The 18,512-nt window shown below is 63.5% G+C and carries 19 protein-coding genes; 8 read left to right on the top strand and 11 right to left on the bottom strand.

The annotated features are described in order from the left end of the window. Positions 1-121: 121 nt before the first annotated feature. The 8 genes from LJ738_RS06820 to LJ738_RS06785 all read right to left on the bottom strand — a co-directional run bounded on the left by LJ738_RS06820 (position 122) and on the right by LJ738_RS06785 (position 5,653). Positions 122-871 carry a DUF3223 domain-containing protein gene (locus tag LJ738_RS06820; protein WP_227785561.1) on the bottom strand — a complete coding sequence of 250 codons (750 nt, stop codon included), beginning with the start codon at positions 869-871 and terminating at the stop codon, positions 122-124. 158 nt (positions 872-1,029) lie between these two features. Continuing rightward, entirely contained in the window at positions 1,030-1,704 is a 675-nt protein-coding gene (locus tag LJ738_RS06815) for a PD-(D/E)XK nuclease-like domain-containing protein (RefSeq protein WP_227785560.1), read from the bottom strand. Positions 1,705-1,745: 41 nt separating this feature from the next. Continuing rightward, positions 1,746-1,994, bottom strand: a complete 249-nt coding sequence (locus LJ738_RS06810; RefSeq protein WP_227785559.1) for a hypothetical protein — start codon at positions 1,992-1,994, stop codon at positions 1,746-1,748. Between the two features lie 65 nt (positions 1,995-2,059). Continuing rightward, positions 2,060-2,788 (bottom strand): hypothetical protein, encoded by a 729-nt coding sequence (locus LJ738_RS06805; protein ID WP_227785558.1) that lies wholly within the window; start codon positions 2,786-2,788, stop codon positions 2,060-2,062. Between the two features lie 148 nt (positions 2,789-2,936). Continuing rightward, positions 2,937-4,064: an IS110 family RNA-guided transposase gene (locus LJ738_RS06800; protein ID WP_227785557.1), complete on the bottom strand. Its 1,128-nt coding sequence runs from the start codon at positions 4,062-4,064 to the stop codon at positions 2,937-2,939. A gap of 167 nt (positions 4,065-4,231) precedes the next feature. Beyond that, a complete protein-coding gene (locus tag LJ738_RS06795; protein ID WP_227785556.1) occupies positions 4,232-4,615 on the bottom strand; it encodes a DUF3846 domain-containing protein in 384 nt (127 codons plus the stop codon). A 48-nt stretch (positions 4,616-4,663) separates the two neighbouring features. Further along, the gene (locus tag LJ738_RS06790; protein ID WP_227785555.1) at positions 4,664-4,909 is read right to left on the bottom strand and encodes a hypothetical protein; all 246 of its coding nucleotides are present in this window, start codon (positions 4,907-4,909) and stop codon (positions 4,664-4,666) included. Between the two features lie 285 nt (positions 4,910-5,194). Then, positions 5,195-5,653, bottom strand: a complete 459-nt coding sequence (locus tag LJ738_RS06785) for a hypothetical protein (protein WP_227785554.1) — start codon at positions 5,651-5,653, stop codon at positions 5,195-5,197. Between the two features lie 152 nt (positions 5,654-5,805). On the opposite strand from LJ738_RS06785, the gene LJ738_RS06780 reads away from it, so the two are divergent. Beyond that, the gene (locus LJ738_RS06780; RefSeq protein WP_227785553.1) at positions 5,806-6,198 is read left to right on the top strand and encodes an SLOG family protein; all 393 of its coding nucleotides are present in this window, start codon (positions 5,806-5,808) and stop codon (positions 6,196-6,198) included. A 415-nt stretch (positions 6,199-6,613) separates the two neighbouring features. On the opposite strand, the gene LJ738_RS06775 is transcribed toward LJ738_RS06780, so the two are convergent. Both LJ738_RS06775 and LJ738_RS06770 read right to left on the bottom strand, forming a co-directional pair. Beyond that, positions 6,614-7,540, bottom strand: coding sequence for an IS3 family transposase (locus LJ738_RS06775; protein WP_227785552.1), 927 nt, complete (start codon positions 7,538-7,540; stop codon positions 6,614-6,616). Continuing rightward, positions 7,540-8,076, bottom strand: coding sequence for a transposase (locus tag LJ738_RS06770; protein ID WP_227785551.1), 537 nt, complete (start codon positions 8,074-8,076; stop codon positions 7,540-7,542). Before LJ738_RS06770 ends, LJ738_RS06775 begins: the two co-directional genes overlap by 1 nt. A gap of 663 nt (positions 8,077-8,739) precedes the next feature. On the opposite strand from LJ738_RS06770, the gene LJ738_RS06765 reads away from it, so the two are divergent. Both LJ738_RS06765 and LJ738_RS06760 read left to right on the top strand, forming a co-directional pair. Next, on the top strand, positions 8,740-9,039 hold the full coding sequence (locus LJ738_RS06765; protein WP_227785550.1) for a hypothetical protein: 300 nt from the start codon (positions 8,740-8,742) through the stop codon (positions 9,037-9,039). Continuing rightward, the gene (locus LJ738_RS06760; RefSeq protein WP_227785549.1) at positions 9,026-9,499 is read left to right on the top strand and encodes a M15 family metallopeptidase; all 474 of its coding nucleotides are present in this window, start codon (positions 9,026-9,028) and stop codon (positions 9,497-9,499) included. Before LJ738_RS06765 ends, LJ738_RS06760 begins: the two co-directional genes overlap by 14 nt. 75 nt (positions 9,500-9,574) lie before the next feature. On the opposite strand, the gene LJ738_RS06755 is transcribed toward LJ738_RS06760, so the two are convergent. Continuing rightward, positions 9,575-10,507 carry a PAS domain-containing protein gene (locus tag LJ738_RS06755; protein ID WP_227785548.1) on the bottom strand — a complete coding sequence of 311 codons (933 nt, stop codon included), beginning with the start codon at positions 10,505-10,507 and terminating at the stop codon, positions 9,575-9,577. 219 nt (positions 10,508-10,726) lie between these two features. Between LJ738_RS06755 and LJ738_RS06750 the strand changes: the two genes are divergently transcribed. From LJ738_RS06750 to LJ738_RS06735, 5 genes are all read left to right on the top strand, one after another. After that, positions 10,727-11,659, top strand: a complete 933-nt coding sequence (locus LJ738_RS06750) for an alpha/beta fold hydrolase (RefSeq protein WP_227785547.1) — start codon at positions 10,727-10,729, stop codon at positions 11,657-11,659. Positions 11,660-12,236: 577 nt separating this feature from the next. Continuing rightward, positions 12,237-13,847: a hypothetical protein gene (locus LJ738_RS06745; RefSeq protein WP_227785546.1), complete on the top strand. Its 1,611-nt coding sequence runs from the start codon at positions 12,237-12,239 to the stop codon at positions 13,845-13,847. A 303-nt stretch (positions 13,848-14,150) separates the two neighbouring features. After that, the gene (locus LJ738_RS06740; RefSeq protein WP_227785545.1) at positions 14,151-14,654 is read left to right on the top strand and encodes an RNA polymerase sigma factor; all 504 of its coding nucleotides are present in this window, start codon (positions 14,151-14,153) and stop codon (positions 14,652-14,654) included. Further along, the gene (locus LJ738_RS21590; protein WP_368045541.1) at positions 14,612-14,710 is read left to right on the top strand and encodes a hypothetical protein; all 99 of its coding nucleotides are present in this window, start codon (positions 14,612-14,614) and stop codon (positions 14,708-14,710) included. Before LJ738_RS06740 ends, LJ738_RS21590 begins: the two co-directional genes overlap by 43 nt. A gap of 356 nt (positions 14,711-15,066) precedes the next feature. Next, entirely contained in the window at positions 15,067-18,414 is a 3,348-nt protein-coding gene (locus tag LJ738_RS06735) for a class I SAM-dependent DNA methyltransferase (protein WP_227785544.1), read from the top strand. The last annotated feature ends 98 nt before the right edge of the window (positions 18,415-18,512 follow it).

Here is an 18,512-nt window from a genome sequence, read left to right as displayed (position 1 = left end):
TTAAGCAAATGCTAAAGTACGTATAGAAGGTTCATCTTTGGATGAGGCATAAAAAGGCCGGACCCTGTCAATGGTGTCCGGCCTTTTATGTATTGAGTGTTAATGCAGTGCCCTATTTATTCTACTCTATGGTCAAATCTTTTGGTGTCCGCTTTATTCTCGCCATGCCTGTCCTACCAGTATTGCATTCCTTCCTGACAATCCTCAAGTTTGCTTTACCCTTATGGTAATCGCGAAAATCATTCGTTAACGCTTCACTCCTAAAAAGAAGCATATTCCTTTCATTTACCTCATATTCAACAGTGCTTAATTCAATCTTATGGACTTCCTTAAACCTATCGACGATAATAGAGAATGTATGTGGCTGTCTGTGGTCAACGTGTAATTCTTCCCACTTTGATAGCCGACTTGTCTCCTGGCATTTTACCAAGCCCTTCTCAGAATAGGCATCGAAGTATTTCTGCTTAACCGCTCTTAGATCATCATGAATTGCATTTCTACAGGCGGCGTTGAAAGAAGAGCCCGAATTTGTATTGTGCCGGTTGATTATCATGAGATACGAGATATAGTCACTCGATGAATCGTCCCATATAATTTCAAAACACTTTGTATTGAATTGGACCTTAGCAATTACAATATCTTTAACAACTAGTGGGGCTTGGACATCCTCTGGAATTACGTCTTGGGTAACTTCTTCTTCGTCCTCTGCATAAAACGAATAATCGTAGTCCAGTAAATCTAATAAATCATTAAAGTCATCGTCATTCAGTGACTGTCCGAATGTATACGAATTAAGGATTTGCTTGTAGTGGGCTAGTGCGTCCTTCTTGTACTTATAAACTTTGTCACCAATTGTTAAAGGGCTTTTCATCTTACGTTTTATTTAGTATCAGCGCATAACTTAGGCCGACTAAACGGGCCATGGCAAATGCTGCATAGTGCTGGTGAAGATATAGAAGCCAGCCACTAAATCCATCCTAAACTGTGCATGTAGGCCTTGATATGAGTTGGGAATAAAGAGGCAAGCGCTTAAGCAGCGGACTTAGGTGCTAAGAGTCTTCCGGCACTCTGCTCGGCGTAGGCGCGCAACAGTCGGGTGTACTTTTTGCGGCCCTGCTCGAAAAGCCCGGGAATATTGAACAGCTCGACCTGCCAGACGGCGAAGGGGGCTTTTTTCTGCACGCCGATGATGGTGAAGCGCGTGGCCCCGAGCACGTCGGCGTAGAGAGCGGCCTGGCGGTCGTAGTCGTATTGCTCGATGGTGGCGCAGAAGCCGGCGTAGTCGCGGGCGCTGGTGGTTTTGAAGTCGACGAGGCCCACCTTGCCGATGCGGGGGCTGACGTGGAGCAGGTCGGGGCGGATTTTGACGGGCACGCCGGTGGCCGCGTGCGTGGCGGTGTGCGTCTGCTCGGCCTGGCCGCGAAAAAGCAGGTCGCGGCAGTAACGCTGGCGGCGAACCTCGGCGGCCAGGGTTTCGACTAAGGACCAGTCGCAAAGCTCTTCGGTGCGGGCGTAGCGATGGGGCTCGAGGGTGGCGGTGTGGAAGTGGCTGCCAAACGTAAGGGCCACAGGGTTGGGCGTGTTGGGCTTACCCAATAGCTCGGCTTTGAGGTTGGAGAGGTCGGTGTTAGAAATGAAGGGCAGGGCGCGGTGGGCTTCCTGGGTTAGGCCGGCGTGGTGGCGGTGGTTGGCAAACATTTTCATTTAACAGTTATCAATTAACAGTTTACAATTGGCGGCCGGGGCTACTGGTAGCGGTCGAGGATGCAGGCCAGGCGGCCGGCCTCGTGGGCGCGGTGCAGCCAGATGTGGGAGCCGCCGCAGCCGACCTGATAGGCCGGTTCGGGGAAGAGCTGGCGCACTTTGGGGGCTAGGTCGCGCAAGTCGGCCAGCGGGGCGGTGGTGGCGAGGAGCTGGGCCAGCTCCGTCAGGCGGGTGGCTTCGTCGGGCGTGCTGGCGGGCAGCTCTTGGCGGAGTTCAGGGAGTTGCAGCATTAGGCAGGAAAGAATGGCAATGCCTGCCCGCCACAATGCGTGACGTGCAGGCTGCCGGTGAATGATTAGGCGGCTTGGCTGACGCCTTCGTTGGCTTCGGACTCTTGGCCCAAGCGGGGCGCCTGCTCTTCGGCCTGGGGCACGGTGTAGCCGTGCTGCTGGCGGATGTCGGCCAGGCCGGTGTAGGTTTCGGCGCGCCAGATGGGGAAGTCGCGGGCGAAGTCGCGGCGGGCGGCTACCTCGGCGGGGTCAGCGGCTTCGTAGCTGAATTGGGCGATGTAGTAGGTGGCCTTCTTGCCGTCTTTGGTTGTTTCCTTCTTCTCGGCCTGCACCTTCACTACCACGTCGGCCAGGGTGAGGTCGTCGTAGAACAGCGGCTCAATTAACCGGTAGAGGTTTTCGACCGAGTAGCCGTGGAAGAGCACCGCGCAGACGGCGCCTTTGTCGTCGGTGAAGTAGAGCTCGGCCCACGTCTTGCGGCCCATGTTCAGAATGTCGTCCTGGAAAATGCGCCAGGCCAGCGGGATGAAGCGCAGCGACTGGCCGAGGGGCGTGGTGCCGTTGATGTTGAACTGGCCGGCCTTGGCGTCGAAGCGGATTTGGCGGGGGTGGCCAGGCAGGTAGCGGAACGGGTTGCTCCGGGTTTCTTCGCCGGTGCTTTCGTCGACGCCGGCGACGAGGTAGGCCGGGCGGGTGCTCGGGATAAGAGCCAGGTCAGAAACCTGAGCTGCGGGGGCGGCCATCGCGGCGGCGGTCTTACCCCGGAGGGGTTTCGTTGTGGTGGCGGTTGCCATAATGGGAATGGGTTGGGAAGTGAAAAAAGTGGGGCCTGTTGATGGCCGGCCCCTGCGCCGTTTGTGGTTGGCTCCGCCGACTTTCAGTTATCTGAATTGTTGGTCGTGGCAGATACTGTGATTGCGGGTTATTTTTTGGCGGTTTATTTTATCTTTGGTTTTCCTGAAGGAGCCCCCCGCTTTGGGGGTCATCCTGTGTAACCCCGGCCTGCGCGAGCAGCGCCGGGGTTACTTTTAGGCGCCCGGTGGGCTGGTGGGCGGGGTCGTACTCGCGTTCGTTTTTCCAGAGCGCGTAGGTGAGCAGCAACAGCTTGCGCATGACGGCCACGACGCCGACCTTGCCCGCCGGCTGACGGGCCCGTATTCGGGCGTAAAAGGCCTTTTGCTGCACATTGTGGGTCAAACTGCTAACCGCCGGCAAGTACAGGGCCATCCGTAGGCGGGCATTGCCGCGCTTGGAGACGCTGGTGGCACGCGCCGTGGCCCCGCTTTGGCGCTGCACCACGTCCAGTCCCGCGTATGAGGCGAGTTGGCGCTCGTTTTCGACCAAGGCAAAGCCGCTGGTTTCGGCCACGATGATGCAGGCCGAGACCAGGCCAATGCCCGGTACGCTCGTCAGGTAAGCCAGCCTGCGGGCCAGTTCCGGCTCGGCCGCCACCACCTGGGCCAGTTGGGCATCGATTTCGGCTACCAACTCGTCGAGCCAGGCGAGCTGTCGCCGCAGCCGGGCCAAGGCCTGCGGGTCGGGCTGGTAGGTGTGCCGGTGGGCGTGCAGGCGGCTTTTCAGCGGTGAGGCCTGCCGGCGCAAGCCCGCCCGCTCGCGGGTCAGAAAGCGCAACTGGCGCATGGCCGGCGTCAGGGGCTGCCAGGGTGGCAACTGCCGCTCCAGGCCCAACTGGCAGAGCAGGCGGGCGTCCAGCGCATCGGTTTTGCTTTTCACCTGGGTGCTGCGGGCGAAGTGCTTGACCTTGTGGGGCAAGAGCACGCTCAGGGACTGCTGCTGGTCAGCTAAAAAATAGGCCAGCTCTTCGTAATAGACGCCCGTGGCTTCCACCACGTACCAGCAGGGGGCCGGCGCCGGTTCCTGGCGGGCGACGACCCACGCCCGCAGCGCGGCGAAACCGGCCGCGTCGTTGGGGAAGGTGGTGGGTTTGCCATAAAAACGGTGCCCTTGGGCCGCGTCGAGGCTGCCCAGGCAGGCCACGAAGGTGTCTTTGGCAATGTCGACGCCCACCACGTATTTCAGCAGCGGGGCGGTACTGGGGGTACGGACCATGAAAGAAGAAAAAGAAAGTGAAACCTGCTTGCCGGGCAAGGTTTTCACCGCAGCTACTCTCGTGCGATGCGGGATGCGTTACCCGCCGGGTGGGCGGGCTGCTCCCTGAATACTGTTCAGCCTTCGGGCGAAAACGGGAGCCGGAGCACAAGCTCTGCCACACAGTGTCACGGCCGGGTGGCGCGCACTTGAAGATGGCGGGTGTCTCCGGCTCCTTGGCCGGCAAACCCCCAACCGGGGGCTTGGCAATCATACGAGACGATGGCGCGGCCCACGATGCTGTCGACGCCTCGCGCTTCGGGCTGGTGCTGGTACCAGAGGTAGGTGGCCAGCAGATTGAGGTAGGCGGGGTGGCGGAACTTGCCCTCGTCGTCGATGATGAGAATGAGCTCGGGGCTGAGGCGTACCACGTCGACGGTCTGGCAGTCGAGCAGCTGGTACAACTCGGCCAGCTTGAAGCTCTTGCCGTTGGCAGGGCTAACCGGCTGCGGCGAGGCGCTGTGCGGGTCGAGCAAATGGGGTTGATAGGTAGGAGTAGCGGTTTGGGGCATGGTGTGGGTTGGTTTAGTGGGGCCGCCCGGCTTGGCGGCCCCGGTGATTTAGAAGATTGGGAAGGCATGGGCGCTGTCGTGAAAGAGCTGGACTGCGGCGGCTATGGCCTCGAATGGTGTGACGCCGGTGCCCCGGAAGTGGGCCACCACGGCCCCGGTGCTGGGGTCGGGCACGTCGAACTGGCAATTGAAGCGGCGGCCCTGGGCGAAGGCGTAGCCGGTGAAGTGGGCACCGGGCACGGGAAAGCAGGCAGCGGCAACCTGGGCAAGGCTGGGGGCGATGGTGGCGGGCATGGCGAGCTGGTGAGCATGAGGGAGCCAGCGGCCCGGAGCGCGGCGGCGTGGGGACTGGCGTGATACAGGGTAGCGGCTGCGGCTAGAGCGGCGCGGGCAACCCGGACGGCTACCACTGCGGAGCGGAGGCGGGAGAAGCGGCCAGGGTGGCCGGCATCGCAGTAGTCCTCGCGCAGCGCCCACCGGGCTTCTTTGGCGGCGGCATAGGCCGACTGGGCGCGGGCCAGCACGTGGGCCGGGGGCAGGGCCGCCCCCACTGCGGGGACGGCTTGCACGGAGGCGGCGCTAGGCTGCACGGGCGACCAGCTGAGGGGCCGGCACATAGCAGCAGCGGCACTGGCCGAAGGCATCGCGCCCTTCACTGCATACCGCACACATTATCTCGGGCGCCTGCACCTGCAGTGCGGCCGGTGCGCCGCTAAGGGCCTGCTCTGCGGCCGACAACACGCGGGCGGCGTGGCCCTGGGCGGCTTCTGCCAGCATGGCCAGCCCGGCGGCCTGCTCCTGGGCGGCCTGCGCATAGTGCGCTACCGCGGAGGCGATGGCGGCGAAGGGGCACGGGTGACCACAGGAAAAGTAGGTGGCCCACCCGTGCTCGGTACCGGCCTGGGCAACGAAATAGTGAACCCCGTACTGCGTATGGGTAATGCTGCCCGTGATGCTGACGTGGACGCCGGTGGAATGAAGGGCGGGGCCGCACCAGGCGGCAGCGGCTAACTCTGCAAACTGAAAGTGGGTGAACATGGCCTGTAGATGTGAGGCGTGATACAGCAGGCAGGGCCTTTCCCTTGTGCTTGTACAAATATACGCATAACAGAGTAAAATAGTACACACAATGAAAAGAAATATGCGATAAATATGTATAAAAATACACAGATAGTCCGTACCTTTACAACATGGAAAAAGACAAAAAGACGGTAGCGGTGGTGGGAAGCCGGGGCGTGACCAGCTACCCGGCGCTGCTGGCCCGGCTGGCGGAACTGGCCCCGGCACAAGTGGTGAGCGGCGGCGCTACTGGGGTGGATAGCCTGGCGGCCGACTGGGCCCGGGCCAACGGGGTGCCGGTGCGCGAGCTGCGGCCCGACTACGCCACTCACGGGGCAGGCGCGCCGCACGTGCGCAATGCCGAGGTGGTGGCCGCGGCCGACTGGGTGCTGGTGGTGTGGGACGGGGCCAGCCGGGGCACGCTGAGCGCGGCCCGGGCGGCGGCCCGGCTGGGGAAGGCCTGCGAGTGGCTGCTGGCGCCTGCACCCGGGGCGGGGCCAGTGCCCGGCGGCCTGGGCCTGTAGCCTACGCGGTGCAGTGGCCCTGCCAGCCCCAACCCTGCCGAACAGCTAGACGCTTTTCTTGGCGGCGCGGAGCCCGCTAATGGGCGCGCAGCGGGCCTTATGAGGGTGGAACCCGAGGCCATGCAGAGCAAAGCGGAGCATATCGCAGGGGTTTGGGGGCCGCCCCAATGAAACGCGCCCGGAGGGCACCGCATTGAGGCAGCTGTAGCTTTTGAGCCTATGGCCGCTGATGCCGCTTTTAGCCGCGGGCTGCCGTTTTTGAGCGGGTGGGGAGAGGCTGGCTGACTGTAGGGAAGCGAGCCGGAGCGTGGGTTAGCGGTAGCGGCGGCTGTGTCTCGTCCGGCTGTGGCTATACAGGTGAAAGAGGTAATCCGGCTGCAGCTTTGCAGGGGGAGGCGGTAATCCGGTTAGGACTTTACAGAGGCGTAAGGTAGGGGTTGGTGGGCGTTTTGGCCGCTGGGGCGGGGTGATAGTAGTTTTTCCAGCGCTGCACCAGCGGGCCCTCGCGTTCGTGGGCCTGGGCCGGGGTGAGAAAGTCGCAGCTGCCGTGCGGGCGCAGCTCGTTGTAGGCCCGCACCGCCCGGGCCACCTGGTCCGCGGCGTGGGCAAACGAAGGCAGCGTCAGGCCCAGGCCGAATTCGCCCTTGAGGATGCCGTTGACGCGCTCGGCCACGGCGTTGTCGGTCGGGTTGCCGCGCTGGGTCATGCTCAGGGCCACGCCCTGGCCTTCGAGCAGGCCCACGTACTCGCGGGCCGCGTATTGCAGGCCCCGGTCCGAGTGGTGAATCAGGGCCCGGGCCGGGTACACGCGGCCGGCCAGGGCCTGGCGCAGGGCCGCGAGCGTGCCGCGCACCGACAGGTCGGGGTGCAGGCACACGCCCACGATTTTGTGGGAGTAGCGGTCGGTAATCAGGCTCAGGTAGCTCCAGCCCTCGACCAGGCGCACGTACGTGATGTCGCTGACCCAGACCTGCTCGGGGCGGTGCACCGTCAAGCCTTCCACCAGGTTGGGGCGGCGAAACAGCGGCAGGCAGGTCTGGGTGGTAATGACGCGCCGCTGGCGGCGGCGAATCAGCAGCCCGTGCGCCGCCAGCAGGGCAAACAGGTAGTCGCGGCCCACCCGGCCGGCGTGTTCGCCCAGGCGGTCGGCGAGCAAAAAGTGCAGCTTGCGGGTGCCCAGCCGGGGCAACTCTTCCCGGACATCGGCCACCAGTTCCAGCACCAGGCCCTCGAGCACGGCCTGGCCCGTGGCCCGGCGCTGGTGGTCGTAGTATGCGTTTCTCGTCTTGCCAAACAGTCCGCAGAGCGCCCCCAGGCCGGCCTGGGGGTAGCGCTGGCGCATTACTTCGACGGCTTGGCACCACCCTTTTTTCGGATGTCGATGTTGTAGCGGGCCTCGGCCTGGTCAACGAGCACCTCCAAGGCCTGCAACTGCCACTGGGCCCGGTGCAGCTGGGCGGCCAGCGTGGCCGCGTCGCCAGTCGGCAGCGGCGGCGGGGCCGCCACCCGGACCGGGGCCGGCGGCGCCGCGGCGGCTTGCGCGGTCTGGTAGGCGGCCACCCACTCGCGCAGGGTCCTTTTCAGGCGCAGGCCGTGCTTGCGCAGCGCTTCGTCGGGCGTGAGGCGCCCGTCGAGCAGCTGCTGGGCCACGGCGTCGCGTTGGGCCTGGGTGAAGCGGGGAAACGGCATGGGGGAAGTTAGCTGCCCGCTGGCGTAATCACGCCGCCAGTCGCGCAGGCTGGTGCCGCTGATGCCGAATTGCTGCAGCACGTCCCGGCGCGGCATCCCGCCCTCGACCAGGCGCACGGCCTGCAGCCGCACGGTAATTGGATAATGCTCATTACGGCCCCGGCGACGGGGCACTGAATTTTCGTCCATGGCTTAGAAGCTTAGTGTAAAGCTCTAGCCGGACGAGACACTGGCCGACTGTAGGGAGGCTGGGCGCCGCGTGGGGCGAAGTGTCGTCAGGCTCGGGAGTAGCTGCGGGAGGTGGGCTGGAAGAGGCCGGCACGGCGTGGCGACGACCGGAAGCCGGCGAAATGGAGCGCAGGCGCAGCAACGTGGAGCCGGAGCGTAAGGGAGCCGGTCTGGAGGGAGGAGCGGCGACGGGCGGGCCGGTGGGTGGGATTGCGGTAGCGGCGGCTGGCCGGCCGGAGTGAGTGAAGCCCTGCAAAGCATAGTGAACGAGGAGCGCAGGCACTAAGGGACGAGAGAACGGAGCGCCGCGTGGGCGGAAGGAACGGAGGGCGGCGAGGCGGCGCGTGGGCCGGTGTTTCGGGAGGCTCTGGAGTCGCGGGAGGGTTGCGTGAGGGATGGGAGCCAAGCGAGCGAAGGGAGCTGACCGCAGGGCCGCAGCGAAGCGGAGTGGCGGAAATGCGCATAAAGCATTTGGGCGCCCGTCCCCGGAACGACCAGCGGGAATGCAGGGGTCACGCCCTAAATAGTACAATAATAATCACTGGTGGATGGGCTGTATCTAAAGGTATTGCTAGTGCGTATATTAGTACAAATAGTATTCTGATTTTATTAAGCCCCTCCGCTATGTTATTCAGCAGCTCTAAACTTGGTCACATTGGCCAGATACTCAGCACCGGTGCGGCCTGGGAGATTGGAACGTCGGCCTTTACGCCACCCACGGCGAATGAGATTGAGACGTTTGTACACGTCGTGATTCAGGTGGTGGTGGGGGTCGTGACGATTTATGCGACCGTGCGCAAGATGTTCCAGAAGCCGGAAACGGTGGTTCAGCTACCGGCCGTGGGGACGGTGGTGGCTCCGCCTGTGTCACCGGCTGCTGTTTCCGCCGAGGCCTCGATTACCGCTGCTCATGGCGCCGACTAAGCCAGCCGCTGGAGGTGCCCCTAAGCGGCAACGGGTGGCGCCGGCGCTGGGACCAATTGAACGGAAGATTCAGGCGGCGCGGCTGGTGCAGGCAAAGCCGAGCCTGGGCGCGGCGTATTCCCATGCGTTGGCCCGGTGGGAAGCTGACCCGGTGCTGCGGCTGCTGGGCTTGCCCGTGATTACGGAATGCTACCGGTCGGTGGCGCGCCAGGATGAGCTGTACGCGCAGGGGCGGACGAAGCCGGGGGCCATTGTGACGTACAAGCGCGGGGGCGAATCGAAGCACAACTGGTTGCCCTGCCCTGCTCTGGACGTGGCGTTTCTGTTGCCTGACGGGGAAGTGTCGTGGTCGGGGTTGCTGCTGAGCAAGTTTGCGCGCCTGATGAAGGCGGCCGATGCGCGGGTGCATTGGGGCGGGGACTGGCCCACTTTCAAGGACCGGCCGCATTTCGAGTTGTAGAGCGGAAACGAAACGAGCGGGCCAGATGGTCCGCTCGTTTTGCTTTAGTTGGGTGGAAAGTAGCCGGGTATGGTGCTAGGTAAGAAACTGACGCTGGAAATGCAGCTTGAGAATGGTGTCGAGCTTTTCCTTGGTGTGGGGCTTGCTGACCAGGCCCGCCACGGGCAGTTCCTCCACGCGGGCCAGGTTGCCGGCGTCGCGCAGCGGGTAGAAGAACGGGTTGAGGAACACCTGCTGGCGCGGGCCGCCCCCGCCGGAGTCCAGCCACAGCTCTACTTCCTGGCCGTGGTAGGGCTCGCCGGTCTGGTACACGCGGTCCAGCAGGGCCGCCACGCCCTGGTCTTCCAACTCGGGCAGCACCTCACGCAGGGAGCGGCCCAACAGCACATGGGTGCCGAAATAGCGCTGGTAGCGGGGGCTAACGAAATTATAAATGAGGTCGGGGCCGTGGTAGGTGGCCACCTGGGCCGGCAGGGTCATCAGCACGTCGTAGAAGCGCTGGCGCTGGGCCTCGGCGCGGGCCGCTTGCTCGGCCGCCTGGCTTTCGCGCAGGGCGATTTCGACGGGGGTGCGGGGCTGGTTGGCGGTGTCGGTGAAGCTGACGACCAGCACCTCGCCGCAGCGCTGGGCCGCCAGGTGGTAATAGTTGTCGAGGCCGTCGGCCTGGTAGTTGACGTCGAAGGTTTCGGCCGCGCCGCCGCCGAACGCGCGGCGGTAAAAGTCGAAGATGCCGGTGGGGACAATTTCGGGAAACCGGGTGCGGGCCGTGGTGCCCGGCTGCTCGGGCAGGCCGAGTATGCGCTGGGCGGCGTGGTTGAGGTAGTCGAGGGTGAAGTCGGTCATTTCCTCGCCGTCGGGACCGTAGACCGGGCGCAGCAGCATGACGGCGGTGAGCGAGACGGCTAGCAGCGTGGGCAGCAGGGCAGGGCGTCGGGAAAGGGGTACGCGGAAGCCATGCGGGACGGGAGGAAACCAGCGGGAGGGGATGGCCCGCCGGGGAAGATGCAACTTAAGGCCGACAGTAACCCGCCGTAAGGTAAGGGGCACGAAAAGGGGCGCAAAAGCGATGGGCCCGCCGCGGGCCATTGGAAGGCACGAGCGCCAACCCGCGGCTTGCGGACCTTAGGGGCAGTATTTCGATTTTTGGGGTGCTTCGTTCAGCCGTTTCGGGGGGCCAGCTGTTATAGGGCTGTACTTACTTTTTCACCCATTTTCATTCTTCCGTTTATGGATTTGCATTTTGTCCGCCGCGGCACCGGCCGCCCCCTGTTACTGGTTCACGGCATCGGCGGCAGCTGGCGGTCCTGGAATACCATCATCGACGCGCTGGCCACTGAGCGCGACGTCATTGCCGTCGATTTGCCCGGCCACGGCGAAACCCCCCAGCTGGAAGGCGAAAACTCTATCGCCACCTTGGCCGACGCGGTGACGGGCTTTCTCACCCACTACGGCCTGCTCGGCCTTGATGCCGTGGGCAGCTCCATGGGCGCCCGCCTGGTACTGGAGCTGGCCCGGCGCGGGGGGGTGCTCGGCGCGGTGGTGTCGCTGGACCCGGGCGGGTTCTGGCAGGGCTGGCAGATTCCGTTCTTCTACCATTCGGTGGACGTGTCGGTCAAGCTGGTAAAGGCCCTGCAGCCGATGATGCCCGCCCTGGCCGGCTCGGCGGTGGGCCGCACCGTGCTGCTGCCGCAGTTTTCAGCCCGCCCCTGGGCCGTGGATTCGCAGCAGGCCATCGACGAGATGTACACTTTCGCCCACTCGCCCGCTTTCGACGAATTGCTCGACCAGTTGGCGCACGGCCAAGTGCAGCAACCCGCGCCCCAGGGCAGCCTCCCCGGGCCCCTGGTCATTGGCTGGGGCCGGCAGGACCGGGTGTGTTTGCCGAGCCAGTCGAAACTGGCCTTGGAGAAATTCCCCGATGCGCGCCTGTATTGGTTTGAGCACTGCGGCCACTTCCCGCAGTGGGACCAGCCCGCCGAAGCCACGCGCCTGATTCTGGCCGTTACCAGCCGCCAGCCCTTCACCGATGAATCCATTGCCCTGTCAAAAGCAGAAGCGGCGGCCCCGACTTTGCCTAAGGCGGCCGTCGTAGCCGCCGCGCTGGCGCTGCTAGTCGGCGGCATCTGGCTGCTCTCGTCGCGGCAGAAACGGGGGCGATAGCAGGGGGCGCACGAGATTCGATCGCCCCGGCGTAAAAGCGGGCTGTCACTTTGGTGTAACAGGCCGCCTCCAGCTGCTCCAGGGCATAGGCGTAGTTGAGCACGGCCAGAGTGTGCTTGCCCACGTTCACGCGGTCGGTCACTTCATCCTTGTTGGTGCGGCACCCGGCCGAGGCCAGGGCTGCCCCCGCCACGCCAAGGCCCGTAACCTTTACGAAGGCGCGGCGGAGCAGGGACGCCGGTTGGGACGGGGTTGCACTGGGTCCCAGTATGCTTGAGCTAATGGACCAATCAGGCACAGCCTTAGGAAGGAGGTGCTTCGCCGCTCCCGGCCTATAATAAGCTTTCCACCGCTTTCACCCGCTGGAAGAACGCCTCCGCCACTTGGGCCCTTGCCTGGTCCCAGCCCGCACTTGCTTCCAGGGCAACGGGCTGGGAGCAAGCGCGGGCCATCAGCCGTTACCACCTGCCGGACGAGGGCTTCTGACCGGTTACCCTGGACCCCCTCACAGCAACCTAGCCGATTAGGGATTCGTTAGCCGAATACCTTTTGTTTTCACGCCTCACTCCAACCCCCTATGGTTTCTTTTACGAAATGGCGGCTGCCCACCCTGGGCCTGTCCGCACTTACCGTATTGACGCTGGCTATGTGCCAGAGCAATTCCACCAAGACCACGGAGGGCACCGCGCAGACGCCCGCCGATTCGACGGGGACGGCGCCTGCGGTAGCGGGTTCCACCGGCAATGCCGAAGCAGGCCGGGACGTGTTTCGCAACGAAACCTTCGGCACCGAGGGCTTCTGGACGAACGCCGTGCGCATGCCCCAAGGCATGAAAGCGGCCAAGCTCACGGTGATGGACGCGCTGAAGGCCGGCGTCAGCTTCGACGTGGACGCCATGCCCGCCGACCTGAAAGCGGCCTTCGCCAGCGAGCTGAAAACCGACCATTCGCCGGCCAAAGCCCCGAAGCTCAACGACCCGGCCACGATGGAGGCGCTGGTGAAAGCCAACGCCGTCATCGGCATGGTACCGAAGGGGGCCCTGGTAGGCGTGAGCTGCGCCCTGTGCCACGCCGTGACCGACAAGTCGATGTTTGACCTGGGCGGCAAGGGCAGCATCGGCAAGCGGATTGACGGGCCCACGCCCCACCAGCTCAACGTGGGCAAGCTGCTGGCCACCGCCGCCAACTCGCGGGCCCTGTTCCCCACGCTGCAGCTGCAACAGCCGGACGGCAGCACCATTGGCCGCGCGCCCAAGGGCCTCACCGCCACCTCCACCGAAGCCGAGGTGGACGCTTACCTGAGCAACCCCAAATTCTACCCCATCGGCACGTTTGACGACTCGCCCGACGGCAACGGCAACCCCGTGCACATCCTGCCCTTCTTCCGCCAGGACCTGGCCGCGCCCTTCGGCAGCTCCGGCCAGAACGACAAGCTGGACGACTTCAACAACACGGTTTACACCGCCCTGTTCGACCAAAGCAACCTGCTCTCGCCCGGCGGCAAGCAGTTCATCCACGTGCTGGGCGGGGCCGGCGGGGACGCCCTGCTGGCCGGCTACGCCAAGGTCCTGGCCGCCACGGGCGTCACGGGCTTTCCCTACGTGACCGCCTCCACGGAAGGCAAGCCCGGCGAGGCCCCCACGCCCACCGGCAAGCGCGTCGACGAGCAGAAGCTGCGCGATTTGAACGCCTACGTTTCCCACTTGGCGGCCCCCAAAGGCGTGGTCACGGATGCCGCCCTCGTGAGCCAGGGCCGGGCGTTGTTTGTCTCGAATAACTGCACCAATTGCCATAACACGGACCAAAGCAAGCCGGTGATGGCCAAACTGATTCCGATGAATCAGATTTACCCGGACTACAAGCCCAAGGTCTTGGCCCAGCGCCAAGCGCCGCTGAGCCCCATTCAGAATGCGCCCGGCACGTTCGACGACAAGATGATTGTGGTGGATGCCAGCCCCGGCGGCGGCATTCGCGGCAACGCCCTGCCGCTGCTACTCGACCTGGCCCGCAAGCCCGTGTTCCTGCACGACAATTCCGTGCCCAGCCTGGAGGCGCTCCTCAATCCCAACCGCGGCAAAGGCGCTCCCCACCCGTTTTACGCGGTCAGCGCCCAGGAGCGGACGGCGCTGGTCGCATACCTGAAAAGTTTGGACACGGGGCCTGACAAAGGCGTGGCCATGCGTCGGTAGCTCAACCGCGAGTTACCCACCAGTAACGAAGCCGGACTGCCTAGTAGGCGGTCCGGCTTTTTTTATGCCTCGTAAGGCAAGACTGGTCTGACCGGCGCGCACGCCCGTGCCAGTGACGAAGTCAATGAGGCCGCGGTTGAGCTTGTCCTTCTCGGTGATGAACAGGTCCTGCCGGCGGGCTAATAAAGCGCTACCGTAGTTCCGCTATCTTCCGCCTGGAGTTAGGCCGGTCCGTATCTTTCGGTCAGACCCTTTCCGCCCGGACAGTCCCAAGACACCGATTCGCTACGCCCCTTCCCTCCCATGAATGCTACTCCGGTACTGCCCACGGCAGCCGACGAAGCGGCGCTGGTGCAGCGCCTGCTGGCCCGCGACGAGCAGGCCCTGCGGCTGGTACAGGAACGGTACGCGCGGAGCTTGCAGCTGGCGATTCAGCGACTGGTGCGCGATGAGGTGCTGGCGCAGGACGTGCTGCAGGAGGGGCTGCTGAAAATCTGGCTGAGCATTGCCAGCTACGACCCCGAGCGCGGACGTTTCTTTACCTGGATGGTGCGGGTGTGCTGCAACCACGCCATTGACGTGCTGCGGAGTCCGCGGCAGCGGTTCCATCAGGGCAATAAGTCGCTGGAGGTGAGTGCCGCGCAACAGGCCCGCTCCCCGGCCAGCTTCCACCCGGAACACATTGGGGTGCGGGAATTGACGCTGGAGCTGAAGCCCAAGCAGCGCGAGGTGGTGGAACTGTTTACTTCGGGGGGTGCACGCAGGTGGAAGCGGCCGAGCAGCTGGGCGTTCCGCTGGCCACGGTGAAAACGCGGGCCCGGGCGGCGCTGGTTGCACTGGCGCGGGTGGCGCGGGAGATATGAGGAGGGCTTTGGGGAGTTACAAGAAGCGTCTCTCCTACTGTGATTGTCATGCTGACCAAGGAAGCAACTTATCGCCGCTGAACGACTCGTTCTGGCCTGAGAAGGGGCTTCCTTGGTCAGCATGACAGACGATTGTAATTACTACCCCACGCGAGATGCTTGCCTGCGGCGCCCTTCGGTTCGGCTGCACACTGCATGACGTTCTTTTTTGCGCTTTGCACGACGCGTTCTGAAACTGCTGCAAATTGTGGCAGCGGTTTACCAATCCGTTGCAACGAAAGCTACCTTCGCGGCTCTACCTACTGCCTGGCCTTTTATAGGAGGCCGGGCTACTCCGCAAGGATTTAACGCGCACCGTGCTGTACACTGACTTTGAAACCCGCTGGCTGAAATCCGGCGGCGCGGAGCGGGCCAACTATGGCCTGTTTCTGCAAGACTTCTGCGACTTACTGGGCGTGCCGCGCCCGGACCCGACCACCGACAACCCCGCGCAGGACGCCTACGTGCTGGAGCGGGCCGTGACGTTTGACGACGGCGGCGGCAAGCAGACCACGGGCCGCATTGACCTGTATAAGCGGGGGTGCTTTGTGCTGGAAACCAAGCAGGGCACCACCTCGCCCGATGAGCAGGCGGCGGCCGAGAAGGCGCAGCTGGGCCTGCCGGCTGAGAAGCGACGCAAGGGCCACGCGGTGCGGGGCACGGCCAAGTGGGAGCAGATGATGCGCGCCGCGCAGGAACAGGCCTTGCGCTACGTTCGGGCCCTGCCGGCCAGCGAGCCGCGGCCCCCGTTTGTGGTGGTAGTGGACGTGGGGCACTGCTTTGACGTGTACTCGAACTTTGCCGGGGTGGGCGACAGCTACGTGCCGTTTCCGGACTCGGGCACCTACCGCTTTTACCTGCCGGCGCTGGCCAAGCCCGAGTTGCGGGCGCAGCTGCAGCAGCTCTTTACCGACCCGCAGAGCCTCGACCCCGGGCGCCGGGCGGCGCAGGTGACGCGCCAACTGGCGGGGCACCTGGCGGGGCTGAGCAGCCAGCTGGAAAAGGCGGGGCATGCGTCGGACGTGGTGGCGCAGTTCCTGATGCGCTGCCTGTTCACGATGTTTGCCGAGGATGTGGAGCTGATACCGAAGGAGTCGTTTTCGGGGCTGCTGACGGCGTATGCGGGCACGGAAGAATCGCGGGGGTATTTGCCGGAGGCGCTGCAAAGCCTGTGGGCGGTGATGGACAAGGGCGGGTTTTCGCCGGAGCTGCGCACGCGGCTGCGGCGTTTTAACGGGCAGCTGTTTCACGGGGCGACGGCGCTGCCGCTGAACGCCGACCAGATAACGCTGCTGCAGCGGGCCGCCGCGGCCAACTGGACGGAAGTGGAGCCAGCTATCTTCGGCACCTTGCTGGAGCGGGCGCTGGACCCTACCGAGCGGCACAGCCTGGGGGCGCACTACACGCCCCGGCGCTACGTGGAGCGGCTGGTGCTACCCACGGTGATTGAGCCGCTGCGGCGCGAGTGGGCGGCCGCGCAGGCGGCCAGCGCCACCCGCCTGGACGAGGGCAAGGGCAAAAAGGCCGTGACCGATGCCCGCGAGGAACTGCTGAAGTTCCTGCGGCGGCTGACGGCGGTGAAGGTGCTAGACCCGGCCTGCGGCTCGGGCAACTTCCTGTACGTGACGCTGGAGCACCTCAAGCGCCTGGAGGGCGAAGTGCTGACCAGCCTGGCCAAGCTGGGCGGCTCGGGGCGGCTGGAGCTGGGCGACGGCACGACGGTGAGCCCGCGGCAGCTGCTGGGCCTGGAGCTGAACCCGCGGGCGGCGGCCATTGCCGACGTGGTGCTGCGCATTGGTTACCTGCAGTGGCACCTGCGCACGCACGGCCTAACGGAGCTGCGCGAGCCGCTGCTCGATGACTACCAGAACATCCAGCAGCAGGACGCGGTGCTGGGGCACAAAGAGGACTACAGCCAGACGTGGCCGGCCGAGTGGCCGGCGGCGGATTTTATTGTGGGCAACCCGCCGTTTGTGGGAGACAAGGCCATGCGGCGGGCCTTGGGCGATGGGTACGTGGATGCGTTGCGCAAAACATATAAAGGCAAAGTGCCCGAGTCGGCTGATTTGGTGATGTATTGGTGGCACAGGGCAGCTCAACTTGCTGCCAGTGGCGAAGTGGAACGGTTTGGCTTCATTACGACCAATTCTATCACACAGACCTTTAATCGGCGCGTGGTTCAGGAATTTTTGGGCGATACAACCAACCCTCTGTCACTCAACTTCACCATACCCGACCACCCATGGGTTGATGCTGCGGACGGAGCTGCTGTGCGTGTGGCTTTCACGGTGGCGCAAAAAGGTGTACTGGCTGGTTCCTTGTTTGCAGTCGTTGAGGAATCGACAACCGATGACGATGCACACGAAGTGGTACTTCGCGAAATGACCGGAGCCATTAATTCTGACCTCACAATTGGGTCTGATGTGAACAGTGCTAAGTTAATGGAGGCAAATAGTCGGCTTAGCTCACAAGGAATGACACTTGTAGGCGGCGGCTTTATCATCACAAAGCCGGAAGCTGAGCTTTTAGGCTTAGGCCGCATTGCTGGTCTCGAGAATCATCTACGACCCTATATTAATGGCCGTGACTTAGCCCAAAGGCCTCGCGGGGCATGGGTAATTGATTTATTCGGGTTGGAGACTAATGAAATAATTAGTAAGTATCCAGAAGTATATCAGCACGTTTTTGAGAAGGTTAAGCCGGAAAGAGAGTTAAACAACCGAGCAACTTATCGAACAAAATGGTGGGTGTTTGCCGAGGCGCGCTCTCAAATGCGCAAGTCACTCTTGGGGCTGACGCGATACATTGCTACGCCGCGTACTGCTCGGCATAGAATTTTCTCTTTTGTTGGTGCAGAATATGTGGCCGATGCGAAGCTGGTTGCTATCGGCCATGATGATGCATATTTCCTCGGTGTTCTTTCAAGCGGAATCCACACACTATGGGCAGCGTCAACAGGTGGATGGTTGGGAGTTGGTAATGATTCTACTTACAATCACAGCGACTGTTTCTCTAAGTTCCCGTTTCCCGCCGCTACAGTCGCTCAACAAGCTCACATCCGCGAGCTGGCTGAAGCACTCGACACCCACCGCAAGCGTCAGCAGGCCCAACACCCTGGCCTCGCGCTCACCGACCTCTATAACGTAGTAGAAAAGCTGCGCGCCGGCCAGCCCCTCACCGCCAAAGAGCAGACCACCCACGAGCAGGGTTTGGCGGCCGTGGTGCTCAGCCTGCACCAGCAGCTTGATGCCGCCGTGGCCGAGGCCTACGGCTGGCCCGCGACGCTGCCCGATGCCGAGGTGCTGACGCGGCTGGTGCAGCTCAACCAGCAACGGGCGGCGGAAGAGGCGGCGGGCACCGTGCGCTACCTGCGCCCCGAATACCAGGCCCCAGGCCTGCAGCAGGGCACCATGGCGTTGGCAACTACGGTGGCTGCAGTGAGCGACGTGGCGACGGCCGAGGCCCAACCGTGGCCGGCCGAGCTGGCGCAGCAGATGCAGGCGTTGCGGGCCGTGGTGCAGGGCGCGGCGGTGCCGCTGACGGCCAAGCAGGCGGCGGCGCGCTTCCGGGCCACCAAAGCCGCCAGGGTGCAGCCGCTGCTGGATACGCTGGTGAGCCTGGCGCTGCTGCGGCACGTGCCGGAGCTGGATGCGTATGCCATGTAATCTATTTGATAGGTCGCCCTGCTGAGCGGGTAGTTAAACAGGGATAAAAAAGCCCCGGTTGCATTCGCAGCCAGGGCTTTTTAGTTGATTTCGGAAAA

Origin of the sequence: Hymenobacter plasmatis, from assembly GCF_020711255.1 — a bacterium.
Taxonomy (GTDB): domain Bacteria; phylum Bacteroidota; class Bacteroidia; order Cytophagales; family Hymenobacteraceae; genus Hymenobacter.
This window is presented reverse-complemented; position numbering and strand designations above follow the sequence as displayed.

Bases quoted from the DNA above. Each gene is read 5' to 3' on its own strand.
- LJ738_RS06820 (WP_227785561.1), bottom strand. From the start codon at position 871: ATGAAAAGCCCTTTAACAATTGGTGACAAAGTTTATAAGTACAAGAAG.
- LJ738_RS06815 (WP_227785560.1), bottom strand. From the start codon at position 1,704: ATGAAAATGTTTGCCAACCACCGCCACCACGCCGGCCTAACCCAGGAA.
- LJ738_RS06810 (WP_227785559.1), bottom strand. From the start codon at position 1,994: ATGCTGCAACTCCCTGAACTCCGCCAAGAGCTGCCCGCCAGCACGCCC.
- LJ738_RS06805 (WP_227785558.1), bottom strand. From the start codon at position 2,788: ATGGCAACCGCCACCACAACGAAACCCCTCCGGGGTAAGACCGCCGCC.
- LJ738_RS06800 (WP_227785557.1), bottom strand. From the start codon at position 4,064: ATGGTCCGTACCCCCAGTACCGCCCCGCTGCTGAAATACGTGGTGGGC.
- LJ738_RS06795 (WP_227785556.1), bottom strand. From the start codon at position 4,615: ATGCCCCAAACCGCTACTCCTACCTATCAACCCCATTTGCTCGACCCG.
- LJ738_RS06790 (WP_227785555.1), bottom strand. From the start codon at position 4,909: ATGCCCGCCACCATCGCCCCCAGCCTTGCCCAGGTTGCCGCTGCCTGC.
- LJ738_RS06785 (WP_227785554.1), bottom strand. From the start codon at position 5,653: ATGTTCACCCACTTTCAGTTTGCAGAGTTAGCCGCTGCCGCCTGGTGC.
- LJ738_RS06780 (WP_227785553.1), top strand. From the start codon at position 5,806: ATGGAAAAAGACAAAAAGACGGTAGCGGTGGTGGGAAGCCGGGGCGTG.
- LJ738_RS06775 (WP_227785552.1), bottom strand. From the start codon at position 7,540: ATGCGCCAGCGCTACCCCCAGGCCGGCCTGGGGGCGCTCTGCGGACTG.
- LJ738_RS06770 (WP_227785551.1), bottom strand. From the start codon at position 8,076: ATGGACGAAAATTCAGTGCCCCGTCGCCGGGGCCGTAATGAGCATTAT.
- LJ738_RS06765 (WP_227785550.1), top strand. From the start codon at position 8,740: ATGTTATTCAGCAGCTCTAAACTTGGTCACATTGGCCAGATACTCAGC.
- LJ738_RS06760 (WP_227785549.1), top strand. From the start codon at position 9,026: ATGGCGCCGACTAAGCCAGCCGCTGGAGGTGCCCCTAAGCGGCAACGG.
- LJ738_RS06750 (WP_227785547.1), top strand. From the start codon at position 10,727: ATGGATTTGCATTTTGTCCGCCGCGGCACCGGCCGCCCCCTGTTACTG.
- LJ738_RS06745 (WP_227785546.1), top strand. From the start codon at position 12,237: ATGGTTTCTTTTACGAAATGGCGGCTGCCCACCCTGGGCCTGTCCGCA.
- LJ738_RS06740 (WP_227785545.1), top strand. From the start codon at position 14,151: ATGAATGCTACTCCGGTACTGCCCACGGCAGCCGACGAAGCGGCGCTG.